12 protein-coding genes and 5 tRNA genes are annotated in these 24,596 nt (G+C 59.3%); 6 read left to right on the top strand and 11 right to left on the bottom strand.

Annotation, left to right across the window (positions count from 1 at the left end):
- Positions 1-130: 130 nt before the first annotated feature.
- The 3 genes from ACF8SD_RS14845 to ACF8SD_RS14855 all read right to left on the bottom strand — a co-directional run bounded on the left by ACF8SD_RS14845 (position 131) and on the right by ACF8SD_RS14855 (position 7,230).
- Complete coding sequence (locus ACF8SD_RS14845; RefSeq protein WP_392484616.1) at positions 131-2,626, bottom strand: hypothetical protein; 2,496 nt, start codon at positions 2,624-2,626, stop codon at positions 131-133.
- A gap of 102 nt (positions 2,627-2,728) precedes the next feature.
- On the bottom strand, positions 2,729-5,236 hold the full coding sequence (locus ACF8SD_RS14850) for a hypothetical protein (RefSeq protein WP_392484617.1): 2,508 nt from the start codon (positions 5,234-5,236) through the stop codon (positions 2,729-2,731).
- Positions 5,237-5,322: 86 nt separating this feature from the next.
- On the bottom strand, positions 5,323-7,230 hold the full coding sequence (locus tag ACF8SD_RS14855) for a hypothetical protein (protein WP_392484618.1): 1,908 nt from the start codon (positions 7,228-7,230) through the stop codon (positions 5,323-5,325).
- 111 nt (positions 7,231-7,341) lie between these two features.
- Here ACF8SD_RS14855 and ACF8SD_RS14860 point away from each other — a divergent pair, with 111 nt between their 5' ends.
- The 4 genes from ACF8SD_RS14860 (at position 7,342) to ACF8SD_RS14875 (ending at position 18,453) form a co-directional block, all read left to right on the top strand.
- Complete coding sequence (locus ACF8SD_RS14860) at positions 7,342-12,312, top strand: RHS repeat domain-containing protein (RefSeq protein ID WP_392484619.1); 4,971 nt, start codon at positions 7,342-7,344, stop codon at positions 12,310-12,312.
- Positions 12,313-12,560: 248 nt separating this feature from the next.
- Positions 12,561-14,564 carry a hypothetical protein gene (locus ACF8SD_RS14865; protein WP_392484620.1) on the top strand — a complete coding sequence of 668 codons (2,004 nt, stop codon included), beginning with the start codon at positions 12,561-12,563 and terminating at the stop codon, positions 14,562-14,564.
- 155 nt (positions 14,565-14,719) lie between these two features.
- Positions 14,720-16,900 (top strand): autotransporter outer membrane beta-barrel domain-containing protein, encoded by a 2,181-nt coding sequence (locus ACF8SD_RS14870; RefSeq protein WP_392484621.1) that lies wholly within the window; start codon positions 14,720-14,722, stop codon positions 16,898-16,900.
- A 74-nt stretch (positions 16,901-16,974) separates the two neighbouring features.
- Positions 16,975-18,453 (top strand): hypothetical protein, encoded by a 1,479-nt coding sequence (locus ACF8SD_RS14875; protein WP_392484622.1) that lies wholly within the window; start codon positions 16,975-16,977, stop codon positions 18,451-18,453.
- A 97-nt stretch (positions 18,454-18,550) separates the two neighbouring features.
- Here ACF8SD_RS14875 and ACF8SD_RS14880 read toward each other — a convergent pair.
- The 5 genes from ACF8SD_RS14880 to ACF8SD_RS14900 form a co-directional block, all read right to left on the bottom strand.
- Positions 18,551-18,626, bottom strand: a tRNA-Gly gene (locus ACF8SD_RS14880).
- Positions 18,627-18,711: 85 nt separating this feature from the next.
- Positions 18,712-18,787: transfer RNA gene (locus tag ACF8SD_RS14885), tRNA-Gly, on the bottom strand.
- Between the two features lie 3 nt (positions 18,788-18,790).
- A tRNA-Glu gene (locus tag ACF8SD_RS14890) sits at positions 18,791-18,866 on the bottom strand.
- Between the two features lie 91 nt (positions 18,867-18,957).
- Positions 18,958-19,033, bottom strand: a tRNA-Gly gene (locus ACF8SD_RS14895).
- A gap of 4 nt (positions 19,034-19,037) precedes the next feature.
- A tRNA-Glu gene (locus ACF8SD_RS14900) sits at positions 19,038-19,113 on the bottom strand.
- A 267-nt stretch (positions 19,114-19,380) separates the two neighbouring features.
- Here ACF8SD_RS14900 and ACF8SD_RS14905 point away from each other — a divergent pair.
- Positions 19,381-20,148, top strand: a complete 768-nt coding sequence (locus ACF8SD_RS14905) for a hypothetical protein (protein WP_392484623.1) — start codon at positions 19,381-19,383, stop codon at positions 20,146-20,148.
- Positions 20,149-20,210: 62 nt separating this feature from the next.
- Here ACF8SD_RS14905 and ACF8SD_RS14910 read toward each other — a convergent pair whose 3' ends face one another.
- Complete coding sequence (locus tag ACF8SD_RS14910; protein WP_392484624.1) at positions 20,211-20,693, bottom strand: GAF domain-containing protein; 483 nt, start codon at positions 20,691-20,693, stop codon at positions 20,211-20,213.
- Positions 20,694-21,581, bottom strand: coding sequence for an ATP-binding protein (locus ACF8SD_RS14915; RefSeq protein ID WP_054913045.1), 888 nt, complete (start codon positions 21,579-21,581; stop codon positions 20,694-20,696).
- Between the two features lie 176 nt (positions 21,582-21,757).
- Between ACF8SD_RS14915 and ACF8SD_RS14920 the strand changes: the two genes are divergently transcribed.
- On the top strand, positions 21,758-24,115 hold the full coding sequence (locus ACF8SD_RS14920; protein ID WP_392484625.1) for a response regulator: 2,358 nt from the start codon (positions 21,758-21,760) through the stop codon (positions 24,113-24,115).
- On the opposite strand, the gene ACF8SD_RS14925 is transcribed toward ACF8SD_RS14920, so the two are convergent.
- Complete coding sequence (locus tag ACF8SD_RS14925; protein ID WP_173890731.1) at positions 24,105-24,593, bottom strand: glutathione peroxidase; 489 nt, start codon at positions 24,591-24,593, stop codon at positions 24,105-24,107. The two genes, ACF8SD_RS14920 and ACF8SD_RS14925, sit on opposite strands and share 11 nt — an antisense overlap.
- Positions 24,594-24,596: the final 3 nt, after the last annotated feature.

Consider the following 24,596-nt stretch of genomic DNA (forward strand, 5'->3'; position numbering starts at 1 on the left):
GCGATCGTGAATACCGCAGTCTTGCTAGAAATAAAACGTTCGCCTCATCGACTCTAAACCCAAAAAATCGCGGGCCTACTTTAGTTTTAGTGTCGCCAGATAGTGCTTAAATCGGCTGGATCTTTCTCGTTCATGATTCGGTCTCCTCTGCAACTCGGCAAACCTGGAAAGCCCCGACACCCAGCACCGCATCCTCCAACTTCGCAGGCGGCAAGGTCTGCACGACGTAACCGTGATAGATCCCGATCACTTGGGTGTCACAGGTTGCAGTGATGAGGGCAAAGGGCTCTTGACTGCTTTTATCGGGGGTGTAAAGGCCAGTGGCACAATCGATCTGGCCTGGACCGCGGAGGACCCACTTAACGGTTTTCGGATCCTGCACATAGTCGTTGATGACAGCGGTCAATTGAACGGTGCCCGCCTCGGCGTTCACTTCGCGGCGAATCCTCATCAAATCTTTGTTCCCGCCTTCAGTGATCAGCACTGCGGTCTGTTCCGTCGAGGGATTACTGAGCACCACCTCATCGACAGTGAAGGCCGCCAATTCGAGAGGGAACTCGGGATCAAGGGGCGGCATCGTGGCGGGCGCTTTGTAAACTGCTGCCAGCCCACTTGGGTTCAGCTGGCCATGGGTAGGCGTTGACCAGCGCAAGTCCTTGCTGTCGCCCAGATAGCCCGCCTGCAACTGCACCTCGCCCTCGGCATGCGTCACATAGAGCAGCGGGTTGATCTGCAACGGGCGCTTCAACACGGTGATCAGCGCCGAGCTCCTGAAGCCGTTCTGCGTATGCTGCGCATTGACCCGCAAACGAACGAAGGCGCCGTCGAAGTCCGAGGCGTTTGGTGGGGTATAGACGCCGCTGCGCGGATCGATGTGGCCGATCTTCTCGCTATTCACACTGTCTAACACCGGTTCGCATGTCCAATTCAGCTCGCTGGACTGAGCCGGACGAACAACAAACGGCCTGGGCGCACCGCCAGCCATCAAGGTATGTTCCATAGGCTCGATGGCAAAGGCGGTAACGATCGGGTTGACCGCGGCATAAAGCGCGATATCGCGTGGCGCGAACTGGTCCAGGCCGATAAGCGCATTCCCAAAGTTGAGCTTGATGACTTCGCTCATCAGCGCGTGGACTGGCTCGGAGCACTCAAAACTGCGGTTGAACGCTTCACCTATAACCCGCTCGAGACTCGGGTAATCGGAGGCTTCGATATCCCTCATGAGCCTTTCAAGGACTGCGCCCGTTACAATCCTGATCACCACCCACAGCATATACAGGTAGTAATTTTCCAGCGGGTCCCCTAAATCAGGCGGAGGGAACTTGATTTCACCAAGGGCAGGCCGAGGTGCCTTGACTTCCGCCATATCCGATTGTTCGAATTGAAGCGTACCGCCCGCTTGATCAACAAGCTTGTAAGTAGCAGTGAATTGATATTCAAAACTGTCCTGACTGCGCGCAAAGAACTCAGAGGTATCAAAATGCTCGAGCATATCAGCCAATTGCCCAGTTTCGTCATCCAGCTGGATCGGCTCTATAGTCATCACACCGGCCACTCGCCACGAAACCTCCACGCGGTCGTCTCTCAAAGACACCGCCAATGCATCGGCCATGTTCAAGTCCATTTTGTAGAGCCTGAGAGAAAATTTTATGTGCCGGACATTCCCGTCACTGTCTGGCTCTGTATCAAATTCAATAAGAACATATTGGTCCGCCACCACTATTTTGCCGCAGGTGGCGATAGCGCCCGTAAGCCTGCCTTGCTCATCGAAAGTCAGTGTAAACTCCACATCAAGCGCGGTATTCTTCAAGTACTCGAGCAACTGCACCAACATTATGCGCTCGGGCTGGAACAGCACGCCTGAGTTGTAACCACGGTCTCGGGGAATCAGGTAGCGGTAGTCCTGCCCGGGAATATCGCCTTCGTCACTCCCTTCAAAACGCACCAATGTAAGTACCGCGCCCTCTTCATCACCCGCATCGCGCCTGCGCGCCTGAGTCCGCAGGGCAAAGGATTGGGCGCGCAACAGCGGGTGGGAGCCTGCTTCTAACTGGCCCAGCGGGAATACACGTTGTGCTTCCGGCAGCGCTTCGAATTTCTGCTTGAAATACTCGCCCAGTAATCTTTGCTCATCCGCATCCTCTGACAGGTTGATGCTGAAGTCAGAGCTTTGCTTGAGGTCAAGCCGCAGCCGCCTCTCTTCATCCACCACACCAGGCACATTGGCCAGTAACAGGTCCAGGCTCAGTCGCGGCCCTTGCAGCGGGCTGGCTTCGCGGATCTCGCGTACTTCCCACCCCTCACCAGCACGGGCCAAAAGCAGCTGCGTGCCCGACATGACCTGCAGGTGCAGGCGCGCTTTGCAATCGTTGAGCTGCGTTCCGGCAAAGCTCAACCTTGGCGAATCAAGCGTGAACTCACTCAGTGCAAAGCGCTGGTCGCTCCCGTTAGGAATACTTCCGGTAATGGCCGGTAGATAAGCGCTGGACTTGAAGCGTTGTATATATAACTGAAGCAGTAACAGGTTGAGTTTTTGTCGACTCATGAAGGAAACCATGCCCCAGTTCAAATTTCGGGGCCGCTCCTTGAGCCAGGCGTACAATGCATTGAAACTATAATCAGTCATCGCTATTTCCCCACTAGCGCCCGTTCAGCCTGAGGCTTGCGTGCTGCAGTAAGCTCGGATAGACAGGGCGCCACTGAGCCAGGGAGGATGGTTCGTAATTACTCATGAGGTGGCCTGCTCTGGACCTTGGCGTACCTCAAAAGCGCCGATACCCAGCACCGCATCCTCCAACTTGGCGGGCGGCAAGGTCTGCACGACGTAACCGTGATAGATCCCCAAACCGTCGGTGTTACGGGTTGCAGTGATGAGGGCAAATGGCTCTTGACTGCTTTTATCGTGGGTGTAAACGCCAGTGTCACAATCGATCTGGCCTGGACCGCGGAGGACCCACTTAACGGTTTTCGGGTCCTGCACATAGTCATTGATGACAGCGGTCAATTGAACGGTGCCCGCCTCGGCGTTCACTTCGCGGCGAATCGTCATCGGCGGTTTGGTCGCGCTTTCAGTGATCAGCAATGCGGTTTGTTCCGCCGAGGAATTGCTGAGCACCACCTCATCGACAGTGAAGGCCGCCAACTCGTGAGGAGACTTGTCATCAAGGGGCGGCATCGTGGTGGGCCCTTTGTAAACTGCTGTCAGCCCACTTGGGCTCAGCTGGCCATGGGTAGGCGTTGACCAGCGCAAGTCCTTGCTGTCGCCCAGATAGCCCGCCTGCAACGGGACCTCGCCCTCGGCATGCGTCACATAGAGCAGCGGGTTGATCTGCAACGGGCGCTTCAACACGGTAATCAGCGCCGAGCTCCTGAAGCCGTTCTGCGTATGCTGCGCATTGACCCGCAAACGAACGAAGGCGCCGTCGAAGTCCGAGGCATCGGGTGGGGTATAGACGCCGCTGCGCGGATCGATGTGGCCGATCTTCTCGCTGCTCACACTGTCGAGCACCGGTTCGCATGTCCAATGCAGCTGGCCGGACTGATCCGGAAGGGTGGCGAACGGCTTGGGCGCACCGCCTGCCATCAAGGTATGTTCCATGGGCTCGATGGCAAAGGCGGTAAAGGCCGGGTTGACCACGCCATAGAACGCGATATCGCGTGGCGCGAATTGGTCCTGGCCAATGAGGGCATTGCCAAAGTTGAGTTTGACCGTTTCGTCAATCAGCGCCCGAAGGGATTGGGAGAACTGGAAATCCTTTTCAAAGGCGTCGATTAAAATGGACTCGACACTCGGATATTCGGCATCGCTCAGCGCCTTGAAGATATGACGCACCACCCAGGCTATACCGACAAGAATGGGCGTCATGTAGAACATTAAAAAAATGAGGAAAAACTTTAGCTCCGGAGGTGTGTTCTTCGGATCAAGTGGCTTGATCTCGCCAACAGGTGGCGCGGGTGCCTTGATCTCATCCATCGACAAGTCGATGAATGACAGCCGCCCACCGTCGATATCCTCCAATGCATAAGTGCAGGTGAATGTGTAGCTAAAGTCGTCACTGCTGGACTCGTAGAAATCCGACGTATCGAAGAACGGGCTATCCAACGCCTTCGCCAAACGCCCATCGTCGCTATCCATGCTCACTGGTTCAATCGACATTTCACCGACGACCTCCCAGACGATTTCTACATGGTTTCCATTTATCGATACGCTGAGGGCATCTTTCACCTCCAATACAATATCGTGGACCTTCAACTCCACGGTCACATGTATCACAGGCCCATTTTCGGGGTCTGTGTCGAATTTGTGCTTTCGGATGTGCTCAGCGATGACCATTCGACCCGTTTTGGCGACTGCACCTGTGATATTGCCCTCACCATCCAGAACCAGCTCGAACTCGAGGTTTTCTACGATGCTCTTCAATGATTCAGTCAACTGTGCGAGCATGACCCGCTCGGGGGCGAAGAGCACGGCAGCGTTATAGTCCCTGTCATGGGGGACGAGGTAGCGGAAGTCGTTACCGGGCAAGTTCCCTTCGGTGCTTCCTTCAAAGCACACCATGGCAAGCACCGCCCCCTCTTCATCCTCCGGATCGCGCTTGCGTGCTTGGGTGCGCAGGGCAAAGGATGCTGCGCGAAGCAAGGGATGAACGCCTGCTTCGATCTGGCCCAACGGGAATACGCGCTGGTCGTCCGGTAGTGCTTCAAACTTTTGCCTGAAATACTCGCCCACCAGCCCTTTCACAACCGGGTCGTTTGACAGGTCCATGCTGAAGTCGGCGCTGCACTTGAGGTCAAGCCGTAACCGCCCCTCTTCACCCACTACACCCGGTACTCTAGCCAGCAACAGGTCCAGGCCCAGCAGCGGCCCCTGCAGCGGGCCGGTTTCACGGATCTCGCGGACTTCCCAGTTGTTACCGATGCGAGCCAAACCCAGCTGCGTGCCCGACATGACCTGCATGTGCAAGCGCGCCCTGGAATCGTTGGACTGCGTGCTGGCAAAGCTCAGTCTTGGCCAATCCAGGGTGAACGCGTTCAGCGCAAAGCGCAGGTCATCCCCGTGGGGAATACTCCCGGTGACGGGCGGCAAGTAAGCACTGGTCTTGAACCGTTGTATATACGCCTGGAGCAGTAACAGGTTGAGCTTATCCCGATCCATGAAGCAAACCATGCCCCAGTTCAGCGTGCGCGCGCGCTCTCTCAACCAGGGATACAATTCATCGAAACTATAATCGGCCATCGTCGGCTTCTCCATTGAAGTTGTTGCCCTGACATTGATCAATGCCTATGCCCGGACGAGGGAAATACTGAAAACCCACTTGCCAATCAAGGGTCCACTCTGAACTCTGCAGACCTGCCAGGAATGAAGCTGTACCCTCCATCGAAACTCACCTCTACATAAATATTCAAAGCCGAATGCAGAGTGAGACCCTCCAGATATGTCTTGTCCAGTTTCATGAGCAATTGATCGGCGAGCCATTCTTCTTTGGAAATCTTGGTTCTGTCCCTGATCACCTTATCAGGCACTGGCGGCTCAGCATGACCTCTAACGTAGACCAGAACTTCTTGACCCTGGTCGAAAAAGTGCCAGCTTCTTGAACTCAAGTTGAAAATCACTTCATCTTTGACCGCAGCGAGTGAGATTGCCCCATTCGGAAAAGCCGGGCACTGAACAGCTTCAAAACTTGAGCTCGTCAGGGGTTCGATTCTCAGGCCATACGCAGGTGATGTGTGTGTAATGCCGGCACTGTCTTCGACGGTATAAAAAATTTTCACGCGCCGGTCGAAGTTGGCAGGCACGGCGGTACTGGGAATCTGAAACCTGAGGTTATTGCCAACCACCGGCGTACTCGTTTCGTACTTCCCCTTTTCGCCAAACCCTTCCCAGTACAAGGTGATCTTGCCGTCTCCGGTTTCCGACTCGACAGGGATCTGGGCATAGGCGCCTTCCCTGAGACCGTCCGGGTAGATAAAGGCAAAATCCTTCATGTCGGGGTCAAACGATTCGTCCGGGTCTGGATACTTCGGTGTGGCTTGTTCGATGAAAGGCCCCTTCAGATCCAAGGGCCTGCTCAGCGTCAGTTCCAGCGGTGCGGAATCCGCTGCAGCCCCCTGCCTGGCCCATTGCCAGGTCACACGCACCCTTTCACCGAGATGCGCCTGCAACCACTCGTCCGGGATGGTAAAGGCCAAGCGGCCGCTATCCTGGATAGAGCGGTCTACGCGCAGCATCGAGCGGCTGGTCTGTGCGCCCTGGGCGGTCAGCAAGAGCTCGTCACCGTACTGAACGCCGTAGTCGTCCACCACCACGGGTAAACCTTCCCGATACTGGTTGGGGTCCAGTATGTCGCCACTGTGATCAGGCACTTGGGGGGCAGGCAAGCTCGGCGACTGCCCAGCACCGCGCTCCTTAATGGTGAAACGCTGGGAGGGTGACTCGCTTTTACGGCCACCTGCATACTCGATCGTGTAGCTCAGCTCGCACCATTCTCCAGCCAGCTGCAGAGAGGCTGAATCAATGCGCCACACCAGGGGCTTACCCAGATCCTCGGCCTTCAGTTGCTTGGTGAACTGCTCGGAATTAAAGGTGTCCTTCCAGGACAGAACGACTTTGTCATTTTCCAACATGAATGGATACGCCGCGGTGATAACCTGGCCATCACCCGGAACGCGTTCAAGGTCAATGACCAGCCCGTCACTTTCCATGAAGTGAGGCGGCGCAAGCAAAACACCGGAATCAACCGGTTTGTTGATATAGAAGAACAAACGCATGGAGGTGTCTTCCAGATGATACCCCGGCGCCTCAGTGTCAACATTTTTCGCGTAGGAATAGAAGGCGACGCCCTTATCCAGGTTTCTCAATAAATCATTATCGAGGGTCACGAGGAAGCTGCCATCGGGCTCCAGTTTTTCGATAGTGACCGGTGTCGGCGGCCGATCGAAAATCTCGCCGTTAGCACCACAACCAAAAAAACGCGGCCAGATGATATCGCCGACCGCCATGCCCGGATAACACAAAAAGGTTTCCAGGCGTTCATTGCCCAAGCGCTCGAGATCCAGTGAATCACCCTCCAGTAACGGGATTACTGGCGCAGGCAGCGATGCGTTGGTGATGGCTGAGTTCTTTTGGTACGGCCCCAGCCCTGTGCAACTAATCATTTGAGGCTCCCCTTTTGCAGCCTTTGCCCGGAACTGGCGACTTTCGCCATTGGATTGGAGATTTTTTACACGCATGCCTGCCGGGCTGAAACTAGCAGTTCTGATAGGTGGCCGCCCCGGCGGGCTTTGTTAGCTTGTGCTCTCACGCCTGTTCATCATGCACCCCAAGCCTCTGGAGCACCTGCCATGGCTAGCGAATCTTCAGTCAGTTCAAATGCCTTTAACTTTCTCAAACACATGCAGAATGGCGTGGATCCCCGTACGGGCCTCTACATGTTCCGCATTGAATTGTCCGGTTTATATGGCAGTGATCTGCTGGCGCCGGAAATCGACTTGAGCCTGCGCTACAGCCCGCTCAACCTCCACGACCGTGGTTTTGGCCGCGGTTGGAGCCTGCCGACCAGTGAGTTCGATTTCAACCGCGGGCGGCGGATCATCTCCCTGGCCAATGGCGAAACCTTCAAGGCCGACGGCCGAGTGGGTACGACCAATCAGCTGACCATGTCGGAAAAGAAAATCGACACCTTCCACCTGTATGAGGACAGCGACAGCCAATGGCGCGTGGTGCACCGTTCCGGCGTGGTCGAGGTGCTCGAGCCAAAAGGCACGGACAAAAATGCCAGGGCCGTGCCGACCCGCATCTTCAGCCGCCAAGGGCATTGGCTCGACCTCGAATACACCACCCATGCCGGTTTTCCGATGCTGAGCAAAATCACCGACATGCGCGACGAGGTGGTGTTCGAGGTGACCCCCAGAGGCCAAGGCAACCGCGTCACGCTGGCACAGCCAAGCGACACCGGCAGTGCCAGCTATACCTTGGTGCTGAACGGCGACAGCCGGGTGGAGCGCATCGAACTGCCCACCGAGAACCTGGCGAGTTGGCGCTTTTCCTATGGCGAGCAGCGCGGACTCTATTGCTTGCGTGAGGTACGCACCCCGACCGGCGGTTTCGAAGAAATCACCTACGGCGATGGCGGCCACCAGTTCCCGATCGGTTCAGGGCTGACCCCACTGCCGCGGGTAACCCGCCATGTACAGCACCCTGGCCATGGGCAACCGCCGATCGACACACGCTACACCTACGGCGCCGATGGCCATAACTTCCTCGGTGGCAACATCCGGCTGGACTGGACCGACGATGGCCTGGACAACCTGTTCCGCCAAGTCATCGAATACGACTATGCCACTACCGAGACACTGTGGGTCGATGAAAAACCGGTACGCAGCATCGTCCGCGAGTTCAACAAGTTTCATCTGAACACCCGTGAGGCGGTGTTCCGGGGGAGCCGCTTGAATGCCGAAAACACCGAGGTGATCGGCAATAACATCGAAGAAAAGACCATCTCGTATGATTTGAGGAATGGGCGCTTCAAGGAGCAGGTCAACGCCTGCCAGTTGCCCATCAAGATCCAGACACGGTGGTGGGTGCTCGACAGCAGCCGCCACCGCGTAGAAGAAGTGGTTAACCAATACGACGATTACGGCAATGTACTCAAGCAACAACATGCCAATGGCATCGTCGAGACACACACTTGGTACAGAAACGGAGATCAAGACTACCCGGGCAACGCCGAAGGGTTCGTCTGCGATATGCACACGCGCACCGTGACCCCGGCTGCCGGGCGCCCAGGCAACGCCCCGACGCTGGTCACGACGAACCGTTATCGGGCCTATGATGCACTTGCCAGCAGCAGCGAAGCGATCGGGCGGCAGGCGTGGTGCGGGCTTCATAGCGAAACGCTGACGCATGACGAACGCATCCTGAAAGTCACCACCTATGCCTACCACGAACAAGCGGATGAACGCCCGATACCCGGGCAGCCCTTGCTGCACGGGCGCTTGAAGACCCGCACCGTCGGGTTTCCCAACCCTGGCGCCGGCGAACCGGGCGAACCGCAAATGCTGGAAACCGCAGTGGGCTATGAATACCGGTTCGACACGCTTGAATGGGGCGGCATGCGCGACGCACGGTTGCACGAACTGCCGCCGATCACAGTCATCAGCAACGTGCAGACCATCGTCGGCTACGACCAGACCCGACTGCAGAGTAGCGAAGGCCACTCTCGATTTACCGGCCAACTGCTGCTGGCCATAGACCAGGACAAGGTTGAGCGGCGTAATGTGTTCGACCGGTTGCAACGCTTGATCTTCGAAGTGGTTGCGGGAGCGAGCGAAAACGAAGCCGTACTTGCCACCGAATATACCCTGTGCGCTGACGAAACGGAGCAGGCGCAACAGCGCGTCACCTTGCCCACCTCGGTTATCGCCCAGACCCTGTACGACGGCCTGGGGCGCGTGCACCAGGAGCGGGTGGACAATTTGAACCCTGCACAACCAAAGGTAAGCTTTATCGTCAGGGAACTGTTGCACGACGCCTGGGGCCGGGAAGTGGAAGACCGGCAGTACGATTGGCTGGATGCCAAACCGTTCCCGGCCGACGTGCCGTTTCTGGCCCAGAAATACCTGTACGACAGCTGGGAAGCACGCAGTGTGGTGATCCGCACCGATAACGTTCAGGAACACACGCAGTTCGACCCCACCGTGACGGACGCAGACAACAATCGTTGCCATACCACCTGGTTGCAGGCCGGCCAGCAAACGCAAAAAAGTACGAAGGTCATAACCTGGAACAACGCGTTCGACAAGCCGGTACACATCCAGCGCCTGGGCAGTGACGACGCCGTGGAAGCGACCCAGCAGCTGCTTTACGACGGCCTCGGGCAGTGCGTGAGCAACACCGACGAACGCAATAAGACCACCAGGTTCGAATATGACCCGTTCGGGCGCATGAGTGCGAGCGTGCTCCCGGACGATACCCGTGTCGAGCATCGCTATGCGTGGCACACCGACGCTGAGTGGGCTACAAGCATCATGGCGATCGCCAACGCTGGCTCCGAAGCGCCCTTCGAGGTGGGCGGGAAGCACCACGATGGCCTGGGGAGGGTAACTTCGCTGCGCATCGGCAAGCGTACCGAAACGTTTATTTACGACCCGGACCAAACCACACCGAAATCCAGGGTCACCGGGGCGCGCGACACTATCGACTTTCAGTACGACTTGCCGCTGACGCGCTCCCCGACTCACCGTAGCGTGAACGCGGTCGACGCGCAGTATGTCTATGACCCGGTCACGGCATTGATGAAGGAATCGCGCAGCCCCAATGGTGACCGTTTCTACCACTACGATGCGCATGGGCGTTTCACAGGTGAAACGCTCGTCCGGCAAGGAGAGGCTGAACGCACAGTCAACCTTGTCAGCTCATTTTTCAATCGCTTGAAACTGCGCACGGATGCCGCGCAGATGACCACCGAGCATGATTACGATGAGCGTGGGCGTATGAAGGCCACCACGCAGGGCAACCTGCACGCGACGTTCGACTACGACAGCTTGGGCAGGTTGATGGAGGTCACCAGCACCGACACCGACAGCGGCAGCAAACTGACCACCGCCCTGCAGTACGACGAACATGGGCGCGAGAACAAACGCACCCACCGCCTGGACAACTCCCCGGCACGCGTGGTGCGCCAAGTCTGGGGCAAAGATAACCTGCTCGAAACACGTGTGTCGCAAAACGGGCACATCATCAGGCTGCGGGAAAAATTCACCTACGACGTCCGTGGCAGGCTCAGTATCGTCGAGTACAGCGGCGGTGAACTGCCTGCTGACGAGGCCGGCCGCAAGGTGCGTAAACAGGTGTTCCGTTACGACAGCATCGATAACATCCGGCAGTGCCAGACCACATTTTCCGACGATACCACCCAGATGGCGACGTATGCCTACACCGAGGCTGATCGCTTTCTTCTGGAGTCGCTGACGCTCACCAGCTCAGGCGAGAACGACGAGATCTACAGGTTCTGTCACGACCAGAATGGCAACCTCACGCTCGACCAGCGTGGCCGGCCACTGATTTACGACGAATACAGCCAATTGCGGCAGCTCGGGGAGCATAGCCGTTACCTCTACGATGGGGAGGGGCAAATGCTGAGCAGCCAGGCAGGCGATGCCCCGCCGCGCCAGTTGTGGTTCGAAGAGAACCGGCTGAGCCTGGCCATCCAGAACGACGTCTGCACGCACTTCAGTTTCCATACCGACATGCCGTTGGCGCAGCAAGGGGGATCATCCACCAAGACCTTGTTGCTGCAAACCGATGCCAGCCACACTGTAACGGCCGAGTGCGAAGCGGGCACGGTACGCGACATCCAGTACACCGCCTACGGTCAGCGGCACGTCACCATTCCCGTGCACAGCCAGCTGGGCTTCAATGGCGAAGCACTCGATGAGGCCAGTGATTGGTACATGCTGGGGCGGGGAGTGCGCGCCTACAATCCAGAATTGCGGCGTTTCAACAGCCCCGACCCCCGCAGCGTGTTCGAGACCGGCGAGTTGAACCCCTATAGCTACTGCCTGAACAACCCGATTGTCCTGCGCGACCCCACGGGCATGACGACCTCGAATGGCGGCGGCAGGCCACGACGCCCAGATGAAGACGACCCCAACTGGCTGGGGCGCGGTGGCGGCGGGGGCTCCGCAATGAGTTGGATAGGGCTGGCCGTCGGGATCCTATTCACCATTGCCGCCGTGGTCACGGCAGGTGCGTCCCTGGCTGCGGTGGGCGTGTTCGGTGCAGCCGCGGCAAACGCGATATCCGCTGCCGGCGCTGCGGTGACAGCAGGCACAGCCGGCGCGATAGACACCTTCCTGGGCTCCTTTGCCGGAACCACCATTGGCTCCACGATTTACAACGTAGTCAATCTCGCAGTCATTACTGCCGGTACCGTGCTGCAGACAATGAGCCTAATTACTAAGGATCCGAAATACGAAACTGCGGCGTTTTATGTTGGACTTGGGGCTGCCGGGTTGAACGTTGCGTGGGCCGTGGGCAAGGCGGGAGTATTTGGGGCGAAGTGGGTGAGTAAAGTCTTTGAAAGGGCTGCCAGGGCAGGTCGACCAATACCTATGACTGACTCGCCTCCGCCGCCTTCCTCGGCTACCTCGGCTACCTCGGGTACCCCGCGGCCAAGTGTCACGGGATCTGTGCCCCGTTCTGGCCCTCCGGCACCGCCGAGCAACCTGGCGGCTGCTCACGCGCGTAATGTATACGGCGCACTCGTTCTCCGCTTCTTTGGAACTTCGCAGCGCCAAGGACTCAGGCCTTGATCATCCAGCTCTCACACACCTAGGCCCGCAACCCGCCCCCCGCCAAGCCGCAGTGTCCAACGCACTGCGACTTGGCGGGGGGGGCTTTGCAGGTTCGCGTCTTCGGCACACCACCGACCACCTAGCATTTTTACCAGTTTCCGAAAACGCTGCGCACCGTTAGCCTGAATTCAGTCGCACACCGCAACCGCCAACTCAACCCGTTGGTATGCAAACTGCTGTCAGAATTCACCGCCAGGGGAAACCTCATGAGCAATGATTCGGCACGTAAACGTGCAGCAAAAGTTCGCCTCGACTATAAAAAACAACGAGCCGACAGGCGGGCAGCGCGGCAGCCCTTCGCGCTGGCAGACCCTATAGTAGAGGGCATGATCGACGACCAAGACGGCACCTTGAACAAGGACGTCCTTGATGCGCCTATTGCAGTGACAATCCAGCAGTGGGATAACTTGCCTGAGCCGATCGATGGCGATCACGATACGTTGCAGTTAGAAATGGCTGTCGTTAACGGTGACGATATCGGCGAATTCGGGTCTGTGGGTGAGAGTTGCTCATACGACAATACCAGTCCATTCCCCACGACCCTGTACATCCCCCAGAATGATTATCCTCGCGATGGCATTCGCAAGCTGCGCTACAAAATCAACAGATACAACACTGGCACCCCGGAGTACTCGGTACCCATCGATCTCATTTTCGATAAAACGCCCCCATGGGATCCTGTAGAACCTCCAGTAGCAGTGCTCACTGGGGAAGTGATTACAGACACCTTCCTGCGTGAAAACCCAGAGGGCCTGGAACTGACATTACCGGAATATACGGGTCAGGCGCCCACGGACAAATGCGCAGTTTATTATTCCGACACTGTTCCTGGCGACGGCTCGATACCGCCCCCCGTCATTTACAGCCCCGTACCCCCGGACAGAAAACTCCTGATAACCAAGGATTACATAGAAACCCAGGGTGATGGCCACTTCTATATTGTGTATGTACTGATCGACAAAGCGACCAATCGCAGCCGCATTTCCGAAATCGCCGAAGTGTTTGTGAACCTTGGGGTTTTACCCACCGCACTGCAAGAGCCGGTCGTACCGCTTGCAGGTGACGGTTTGCTTGACCTGGCCGATGCCCAAACAGGCGTAACGGTTGATGTCAGCTTCACAAATTACCAGGTAAGCGACGTTATCGAGATCACCTGGGGCCCAACCGAGCCCTTCATGGAGCCGATAGGGGGGCGTGAGCCCCCGTTCTCTGTCGCCGTCCCTCACGATCGCCTGCAAACGGCCTACGGCTCTGCCGACGATGCGGTGACGACCTCTGTAAGCTATCGCGTGTTGCGCCATGACGTACCCTATGGCCCCGAGGAAACCGAGGTGGAAGTCGACTTCTCGACCGCAGGTCCCACCCGCCCCAGCCCCGACCCCGACTGGCCAGACCCCGTCAACAGCAATCTGGAAGCGCCTGTAGTAAGAGGCGAAGTATCCGATGCCGATAACGTGCTGGACCGGACTGATACCGGCAGAAACGCAAAGTTCTTGTTCAAACGCTATGAAAGCGCCAAGGCGGGCGACATTGTGGACTTCTATTATGCCGGCACGCTCGTAGCCGAGGCCACATACACAGTTGTACTGGAGGACAAGGATCCGGTTGAACGCTCCCTTCCCTGGAGCTACATCCTTGAAGCGAGCAACAACCCTCAGTTACCGGTGTACTACGCTATTCGCAAGGCTTCTGGGGCAGGCAATGAACAACGCTCCCTGACCGCAGATGTAAACGCAAACGCGGTTGTCATCGAGGCGGAAGCTGCAGAGTTTCAACGCATGTATGGCAGGTTTCTCAACTGCGATTCGCTATGGGAAGACTCGGGGAATCCGAGTGGCGAAGCCGCCTTCAAAGTTTTCTTGCCGCCGCTGGACAAGTACCTGCCTACGGGTGGGGAAGTAAACATAGTGTGGACCGCCTTCGGTGGCCGCAGCGGCGATAACGAGATCGAGGAAGCCAGACTGTCCACGAAAGAGACCATCAGTGCAGAGCAGGCAGAAGCCGGCTTTTATTGGGAGGTCAAGCCATACGAAACGCACATTCTGCCCATCTACGATCCTGAGGGCTTTGGCCAGGATGGGCGCGGTTTCATCAATTACAACTTCCAGTTCAATGGAGAGACCGTACACTCGAAACCGGCCGAAGCCGTGGTCAGCCTTGGCACTGGCTCAGGAACTTGTCCAATCCCCGAAGGAGACGACAATGGCTGACAGACTGGCCTACGGCCATGCATATGAAAAGTCCTAGCTGCCATCAGAAATTTCCTACAGGAAAAGTTTACGAGATTCATAGACTTGGCACCGCTATTCCAGCCTGCCGCTTGCCGCAGGCTGGTTTCCGATCAGGATAAGACATAGGTATCCATATGCCAGCATTCCGTCTGTCGCCCGTACGCAGGGTGTTGAACGTGGCCTCGTTAGCACCATTGCTACTGTTTAGCCCTGGCAGCCTGGCGCAAACGTTCATCAAGACCGACACCACGATCGATAGCGCTACCGAACTCGACAACTTCACGGTAATGGATAAAGCAACGTTGACGGCCAACGGTGCTGTTACCCGCGACATCACAGTAGAGGCTGGCTCGGCACTGATACTCGAGGGCAGCCAGGTCAACGCTACCGGCAACGCGGCTGGCGTGCGCATCAGCGCTGGCGCGGCCACACTCCGCAGCAACAGCAGCGTGACATCCGCCTTCCAGGGCCTGGCCCTGGGCAGCGGCGCACAGGTCGACGCACATGACAGCCGCATCAGCGGCGGCTCCGTCGGAGCGGTCGTCAACAACAGCCTGCTGAAATTGGCAGGCAGCCAGGTACTCGGCACCAACGCCACGGGTACAGGGGTAAACCTGTTCGATGGCGACCTGCAGGCCAGCGCCAATAGCCGCATCGTCGGGGGCCGGGATGGCGTCCGTTTTCGCGGCGACACCGGCCAGCCCGCCAGTGCCGGCAGCCTGGTGCTGGATGCCAGCCATGTGGAAGGCCAGAACGGCTCGGCCATCGCCGTGGGCACCGCCGGCAACGCACCGGCGACTGCCCGCATAGAAGTATTGAACGGTTCCACCCTCAAAGCTGGTAACGGCACCCTGGTTGATATCGGCGCCCGCGGCACCGCAGACATCCTGGTCAGCGCCAGCGCTTTGGAAGGTGATTTCAACGTCGCCGAGGGTGGTAGCGGCAGGTTGACCTTGGCCAACCAGGCCACCCTCAAAGGCCGCCTGGAGAACCTTGACCACCTGGCCCTCAACAGTGGCGGCAAATGGACCATGGTCGGTGATGCCCGGCTCAACGAGCTGGCCATGGACGGCGGTGCCGTGAAATTCGGCGAAAGTGACGAATTCTACACGCTGCAAGTAGCCAGCCTGGAAGGTAACGGCACCTTCATCATGAATGTCGATTTTGCTGATGGCCAAAGTGACCTGCTGCAAGTGACCGGTAACGCCACCGGTGACCACCAGATCCGCGTGACCAGCACCGGCAAGGACCCGCTGAGCGATACCCAACTGCACCTGGTGGAAACCGGTGCCGGCAGCGATGCGAACTTCTCGCTGGCGGGCGGGCCGGTCGACCTCGGCACCTACGCCTATGGCTTGGTGCAACGCGGCAACGACTGGTACCTCGATGCCACCATGCGCAGCCTGAGCAATGGCACCAAGACCGTGCTGGCCCTGGCCAATACCGCACCTACGGTCTGGTATGGCGAGCTCAACACTTTGCGCAGCCGCATGGGGGAAGTGCGCCGTAACGATGGCGCGGCCGGCGCCTGGATGCGCAGCTACGGCAACCAGTACAACGCGTCTACCTCCGGTTTCGGCTACAAACAGCGGCAACAAGGGTTGTCATTCGGTGCCGACGGCCGCCTGCCCTTCGGCGACGGCAACTGGCTGGCAGGGGTAAGCGCAGGTTATAGCAATTCCGATCTCAACCTGCAGGGCGGCAACTCGGGCAGCGTTGACAGCTTCCACATCGGCGCGTACGCCACGTGGCTCGACCCCCAAAGCGGCTATTACTTCGACGGCGTGGCCAAACTCAACCGCTATCAGAACCGGGCAGATGTGCTGCTGAGCGACGGCAGCAAGACCAAAGGCGACTACAGCAACTATGGCATCGGTGTATCGCTGGAGGCCGGCCGCCATATTAAACTGGACCATGGTTATTTCATCGAACCCTATGCCCAGCTGGCAGCCATGACCATCGAGGGGCAGTCCTACCACCTGGCCAATGGCATGCAAGCCAGCGGCGAGGACACCCGCTCGCTGCAGGGCAAGCTGGGGGCCACCATCGGACGCACATTCGACTACGGCCAAGGCCGCATGGTCCAGCCGTATGTGCGAGCTGCCGGCGCACATGAGTTCGTCAACGGCAACCGTGTCAAGATCAATGGCAACCGCTTCCATAACGACCTTGCCGGCTCACGAGCGGAGGTGGGGGCCGGCGTGGTCGCGGCTTGGACCGACAACTGGCAAGTACACGCGGAGTTCGACTACGCCAACGGTGAACGTCTCGAACAGCCGTGGGGGGCCAGCATAGGCGTGCGCTACAACTGGTAGCCACGGGCGCTGCGCTGCCTCGGTTCGGGGCAGCGCGGCAACTGGTGAATCGGTTTTTATCAGGAGCTTCTTCCATGTCCCTGACCGCCCTGCTACACGCATTCATCGGCCGCGTGCTGCGTCGAAACAGCGCTGACGGCCCGCTTGAGCCTGCGCTGATCGAGGAGTTGCTGGATGACATAGACGGTGGCGAAAAAAACCTGCTGCCGTTCAGCGCAACCCAGGCGCCATTGAAAGTGAAATTCAAACGCTGGGACAACCCGGCACCGACCCCGGACGATGAAGACACCGTAACGCTTTACTGGGACGGGGTACTGGTCGAAGCCAAGACACTGGTCGGCCCGATTGCTGACCAAGAGCTTTTCATCATGGTGCCCGAACGCTTCCTGCATCAAGAAGGCGCGCACCAAGTGGAGTATGGGGTGGCGCTCTACAACGGCAATACATCCGACTCGCTACCCTTACCCATCCACATTGACAGGTCGCCCCCGCAATTGGCTGAGGACAGCAGCCTGCTGTTCGACACCCAGGTCATCGAACACGGGGTAACCGATGCCTATCTTCAAGCCAATGGCGATCGCTTGCTCGCCACGATTCCGGCTTATGACACCGCGCACCCCGGCGATTGCGTAACCTGGTACTGGAGCAAAACCCACAACGGGCAAGACCCGGTCGATTTGGTCGATAACCACACCCTGACCCAGACAGACATCACCAAACCATTGCGGATCGGCTTCCCTGGCGGGTTGATCCGTGAGCGGGGAGATGGCATACGTTATGCGCACTACACCATCCAGGACCGCGCCAGAACGCCCGCGCAGCGCTCGCTACCCATACCATTGCAGTGCAATGCCACCCCTTTCCCGACAGATTTCTCCGCCCCTTATCTGAAAGAAACCGGCAGTACCGGCAACAGCAGCACGCTCGACCCAGCGCGGGCCAGCAATGGCGCGAGCTTCGTCATAAAAGCGCAAAACAACTTCGAGCCGACTGACCGCGTAGAGATATTTTGGGCCCAGCCGGGTGATTACGGCGCTTATACAGCTGTGGTCGACGTGGGAGCTGGCGATACCGAGTGCCCCATCCCCAAAAGCAACATAGCCGCACGCATGGGCAGTGAGCTCGTGCTGTATTACCAAGTGACCCGGCGCGGCGCAGCACTCACCTCCACGCCGCACACACTGGTAGTGCAAGCTCCGCGCAATCTGCCACATCCGCAATGCGCAGCGATTCAGGGTGACAAGATCAGCCTGGGCTCAATGGGCGACAGTACCCCTTTCACTCTGACTGAGTGGACGCTAAGGGACACCAGCCAATGCGTCAAGCTGCAGATTATCGGCGTGCGCAAAGACGGCAAAAATGACCCGGTAGTGATCGCTGCCGCCACCCCGGTACCTTCGGCAACCGGGGAAATGACGGTGGGTCAACTTACCCCGAAAGATTTGGGCGTGTTCGAAGTCGGTACATGGCTGGAAATCGAAGCATTTCTCAGCGTGGACGAGCAGAGAAGCTGGATGAGCTTTCCATATGTAAATGCACAGCTCGTGAATTGAATCGAGCAGGTGGCGGGTTAAGCCCGTTCGGCCATCGCATCTCGGCATGCTTGGCGCAAGCCAAAAAAAACCACTCCAGAGAAGTGGTTTTTTAAATTGGAGCGGGAAACGAGACTCGAACTCGCGACCCCGACCTTGGCAAGGTCGTGCTCTACCAACTGAGCTATTCCCGCATTGTATAGCTTTTACCGCTTTTGGCGTGAAGCGCCATGAAGACCTTCACCACCACTGCACCGCATAGACGCCACAGTATTGAACTGGAGCGGGAAACGAGACTCGAACTCGCGACCCCGACCTTGGCAAGGTCGTGCTCTACCAACTGAGCTATTCCCGCAAATGGCGTCCCCTAGGGGACTCGAACCCCTGTTACCGCCGTGAAAGGGCGGTGTCCTAGGCCACTAGACGAAGGGGACACACGACACTTTTCAGTGCACCAGAACAGAACCTCACGATTCAGCCTGGATTTTCTTTTCCAGCCCCGCCATCAGGCGTTGCCGGAGAAACTGGAGCGGGAAACGAGACTCGAACTCGCGACCCCGACCTTGGCAAGGTCGTGCTCTACCAACTGAGCTATTCCCGCAATTTGGCGTCCCCTAGGGGACTCGAACCCCTGTTACCGCCGTGAAAGGGCGGTGTCCTAGGCCACTAGACGAAGGGGACACGCTGCTGGCATCGCTGCCTGCTTTCACTCCCTGCCGCGTTTCGCTGTGTGCTTTACGCTGCAAGTGGCGCGCATTCTATGGATGCTTGATACAGGCGTCAACCCCTTTGTAGAAATTTATTTAAATCAATGACTTCCGGGTGGGTTGGGGTGCAGATGCGGGCTGGCTTGTCGATATAGAGAACGGGTTTGCCTGTGCCGCTATTCGCTCCCAGGCAAACTCACTACACTCAACGCTGTAATTCTTCTTCAATGAGGCATTAACGGTGACACCACTTCTGATCACCCTGCTCATCGTAGCGGGTATCGCGTTGCTGATCGTGATCGGCTACCTCAACAATGTGGTCGAGAACGGCAAGCTGGAGCGCGCCCGCCTGAAGATCGAACTGGCCGACCGCCTGCGCCGCTGCGGCGAAATCACCGAGACCTTCCCGGGCCAGTTCATGACCCCGGCGCTGAAGCTGCTGCTGACCCGCCTGGAGCTCAACCTCAACCAGCGCCAGCTGGCGGTGGACAAGCACAATGCCCAGTTGAAGGCACGCATGGCCGAACTGGAAGGGCTGATCGCCCTGGGTGAAAAGATCCCGGCGAACAACCCGCCCAACCCGATCCAGACCGAGGTCAAGGCCAAGGATGTGCGCTTCTTGCTGGAAGCACTGCACAACCAGGTGACCCGCGCCGCGCAAGAGGGCTTCCTGCCTGCGCCGGAGGCCAAGCACTGGGTCAAGGAGATCCGCCACATCCTGGTGCTGCTGCATATCGAGTTCTTCAACAACCTCGGCCAGCAGGCCCTGCAGAAAGGCCAGCCAGGCCAAGCCCGCCTGGCATTCGAACGGGGGGTGCAGTACCTGCGCAAGCAGCCGGAGCCGAAGGTGTATGAAGAGCAGCTGACGTACCTGGAGAAACTGCTGGGCCGGGCCAACGCCCAGGTGCTGGACCAGATGGAACCGGCCGAGGACGAACACAACGAACTGACCCAGGGCCTCAAGACCGATGAGGACGAGACCTGGAAGAAGAAGGTGATGTACGACTGATCCGGAATTTGTAGCGTTGCCAGGGCTTGCCGGCGACAGGGCCAGCCCGGGCAACACGACAATCAGCAGTCAGTCAGCTCCAGGAAGATCGCCGCCAACCGCTCCAGCCCCTCCTGGTCAGCCTGGCTGAAACGCGCGAGCTTCGGGCTGTCCAGGTCCAGCACACCAATCAGCCTGCCCTCCTTCACCAGCGGTATCACCAGCTCGCTGTTCGACGCACTGTCGCAGGCAATGTGCCCCGGGAACGCATGCACGTCCTCGACCCGCTGGGTCTTGCCGGTGGCAGCCGCCGCGCCGCACACGCCTTTGCCGAACGGAATGCGCACGCACGCCACCTGGCCCTGGAACGGGCCCAGCACCAGTTGCCCGTTACGGTTGAGGTAGAAGCCCGCCCAGTTCAGGTCGCCTACCTGGTGGTAGAGAAATGCCGAAAACTGCGCGGCATTGGCGATGAAATCACGTTCGTCGGCAAACAGCGCCTGCACTTGCGCCGCCAGCAGGTGGTAGCCGTCGAGGCCGGCGCCACTGGCATTGAGGTCGATCATTTACTTTTGCTCCAGCAATTGCAGCCCGACCCAGTAGCGGGCGAACTGATAGGCACAACGGCCATTACGGTTACCGCGGCCGGTAGCCCAGCGCACGGCGAGAATTTCCAGCGCTTCGTCACGCTGCCAGGCCAGCCCGGCCGGGGCCGCCAGCTGGCCGATCCAATGCTCGACCACGTCAAGGAAGTGCGCCTGGGTGAACGGGTAGAACGACAGCCACAGGCCAAAGCGGTCGGACAGCGCGATCTTGTCCTCCACCGCTTCACTGGGGTGCAGCTCGCCGTCGACCCTCTTCCAGTTTTCGTTGTCGCTCTCCTTTTCCGGCACCAGGTGGCGGCGGTTGGAAGTGGCGTACAGCAGGACATTGTCCGGTGCCTGCTCGAGTGAGCCATCGAGCACGCTCTTGAGCACCCGGTAGTCGCCCTCCCCGGCCTCGAACGACAAGTCGTCGCAGAACAGGATGAAGCGCTGCGGCAGCTTCTGCAGTTGCTCGACCACGCGCGGCAGGTCGGCCAGGTGGTCGCGTTCGATTTCGATCAGGCGCAAACCGGCGCTGGCGTGCTCGGCCAGCAGCGCACGCACCAGCGACGACTTGCCGGTGCCGCGTGAGCCCCACAGCAGCGCATGGTTGGCCGGCAGGCCGTTGATGAACTGGTGGGTGTTGCGGCCCAGCTGGTCACGCTGTTTGTCGACGCCAATCAGGTCGGTCAGGCGGATGTCCAGGCTGACTTCCAATGGCAGCAGGTAGCCGCTGCGGCCATCGCGCTGCCAGCGCGCGGCCAGGGTGGTGGCCCAGTCGATGTGCGGGCGCGGGGCCGGCAGCAGGGGTTCGAGGCGCGCCAGTACCGATTCGGCGCGGTCTAGAAAAGCGATCAAGCGAGCGTCCATGACGACTCCTAGCAATTTCAGTTTTTGGGGGCCGCTGCGCGCCCCTTCGCGGGCTTGCCCGCTCCTACAGGGATTGTGTTAGGCCTGGGGGCCCGCGAAGGGGCGCAAGGCGGCCCCCGCTTGGCGATCAACTGAAATGAACAGACAGACCCACCAGTAGCCGGGGATGATCGGCTATGCTTGCGCAGCGCAAGGAACGGGAAACCAGCTCGGAACTCATGGATATCAAGTTCACCAATCGCCTGTCATACAAGCAAGCCCGGTTGACAGTCCTGGTCGGCTTCATCCTGGGAACCTTGCTCAGTCTCATCCAGATCGGCATCGATTATGCCAGCGAAGACGCATCCATCAACCGTGAAGTGCGGGCCTTGCTGCAAATCAGCCACAACCCGGCCTCGCGGATCGCCTACAACATAGACTCGGAACTGGCCCTGGAACTGACCCGCGGCCTGCTGCAGTCGCCGGCGGTGTTCCGCGCACGGCTGATCGACAACAACCAGACGGTCCTGGCCGATGTCGAGCGCCCACGCCAGCAAGACCGCCTGCGGCCACTGAGCGACTTCCTGTTCGGCGAACAGCGCCAATTACGGGAACGCCTGTACCTTACCCATATGCCCGAGGAATACCTTGGCACCCTGTACCTGGACGTCGACACCTTCGCCTTCGGCAGCCGCTTTCTCGACCGCGCCGGCATCACCCTGCTCAACGGCTTTGCCCGCAGCCTGGTGCTGACAGGCCTGCTGCTGGCCCTGTTCTACCTGATGCTGACCAAGCCACTGGTCACCGTGATCAGTGCGCTCAGCGGCAGTGACCCGCGTAAACCCCGGCAAACCCGCCTGGAGTGCCCGCACGGCCATGAGCTTGATGAAATCGGCGTGCTGGTGAAGGTCGCCAACCAGCAGTTCGTCAGCATGGCCACGGAAATCGAGCAGCGGCGTACTGCGGAAAACCGACTGACCCAATACCTCAACGAGCTGGAAGACATCGTCTCGGCACGTACCAACGAGCTGAAGGCCAGCAACAGCAGCTTGAGCCTGACCAACCAGGAACTGGAACAGGCCCGCCGGCGGGCGCTGGACATGGCCCAGGCCCGCGCCGCCTTCCTTGCCAACATGAGCCACGAAATTCGCACCCCGCTCAACGGCATGCTCGGCATGATCGCCCTGGCGCTGGATAACCCGTTGCCCAGCGAGCAACGCCAGCAACTGGCGATTGCCCACGACTCGGGCAAGGTGCTGGTCGAACTGCTGAACGATATTCTCGACCTGTCCAAGTTCGACGCCGGCCAGCTGGAACTGGAGCGCATTGCCTTCGACATGGGCTCGATGGTCGAAGACACCGCCAACCTGCTGTCGCAGAACACCGCGCAAAGCGTGGAGCTGACCTGCCTGATCGCCAGCGACTTCCCCAGCAGCGTGCTGGGTGACCCCACGCGGGTGCGGCAGATCGTCAGCAACCTGCTGTCCAATGCCTTGAAGTTCACCCGCTTCGGCCGCGTCGATGTGCGCCTGGAGCGCCTTGTCGGCGGCGTACGCCTGCAAGTGCGCGACACGGGCATCGGCATCCCCGAAGAGGCCCAGGTGCGCATTTTCCAGCCCTTCACCCAGGCCGGCGCCGGCATCACCCGCCAGTACGGTGGCACCGGCCTGGGCCTGGCCCTGACCCACAACCTGTGCGAAGCCATGCAGGGCCACCTGCACATAAGCTCCGAAGCGGGCTTTGGCAGTTGCTTCACCGCTGAGCTGCCGCTGGCCGCACACACCGAAGCCATCCCGCCACAGCCCCTGCAGGGCCGCGTGGCCGCCCTGAGTGCGGCGGGCAGCGGGCTGCACGAGCTACTGCAGGCCTTGTTGCCCGCCTGGGGCTTGAGCTACCAGCGGCATGACAGCCGTACCACCCTGCAGGCCACCGCGTTCGACCTGTTGATCACCGATGACGTGGACCACCTGGTCGAACTGCGCCCGGCCCTGCAAGCGCCGATCCTGCTGGTTACCGCCTACGGCAACTTTCTCTCCCAGGAGCAGGCGCTGGCCCTGGCACCGCTGCACCAGCTGGCCCGCCCGCTGGCGCGCAACGCCTTGTACCAGACCCTGCGCCGAACCTTGCAAGGCCATGAGCCGGAACACCCACTGGCCACGCCGCCCGTGACCCAGGGCGAAGGCCGCGCGCGCATTCTGTTGGTAGAAGACAACCCGGTGAACCAGCTGGTGGCCAAGGGGATGCTGGCCAAGCTCGGTTGCCAGGTCGAACTGGCAACCCAGGGCGCCGAGGCCCTGGCGATGCTGGAACGGCAAGGCTTCGACCTGGTGCTGATGGACTGCAACATGCCGGTGATGGACGGCTACGAGGCCAGCCGGCGCATTCGCCAGAGCGGCCGCTGGCCGCACCTGCCCATCGTCGCCCTCACCGCCAACGCCATGCCCGAAGAGCGCGAGCGCTGCCGGGCCGCGGGCATGAACGACTACCTGGCCAAACCGTTCCGCCGCGAAGAGCTACTGGCGCTGGTCGACCACTGGGTGCCGCTTAGCGGCTGAGCAGGCGCTCGATGTCCGCTTCCAGTGCCTGCGGCTTGGTGAAAGGCGCGTAACGCGTGACCTGGCCACTGGCCGGGTCGAGCAGGAACTTGGTGAAGTTCCACTTGACCTTCTGCGAGCCGAGCAAGCCTGGGGCACGCTGCTTCAGCTCGACATACAACGGGTGGGTGCCGGGGCCGTTGACGTCCACCTTGCGGAACAATGGGAAGCTCACGCCGAAATTGCGCTCGCAGAACTGGGCAATGTCCCGCGCCTCGCCAGGCTCCTGCTTGCCGAACTGGTTGCACGGAAAGCCCAGCACTACCAGGCCACGCCCGCGGTAGGCCTGCCACAGTTGCTCCAGCCCCTTGTACTGGGGGGTAAACCCGCACTGGCTGGCAGTATTGACCACCAGCAGCGCCTTGCCGGGGAAGTCGCCGAGGGTCTTGTGCTCGCCGCCCAGGGTCACGCAGGGGATGTCCAGTATCGATCCAGCCATGGT

Source organism: Pseudomonas sp. CJQ_9 (assembly GCF_043106615.1).
GTDB lineage: Bacteria > Pseudomonadota > Gammaproteobacteria > Pseudomonadales > Pseudomonadaceae > Aquipseudomonas > Aquipseudomonas juntendi.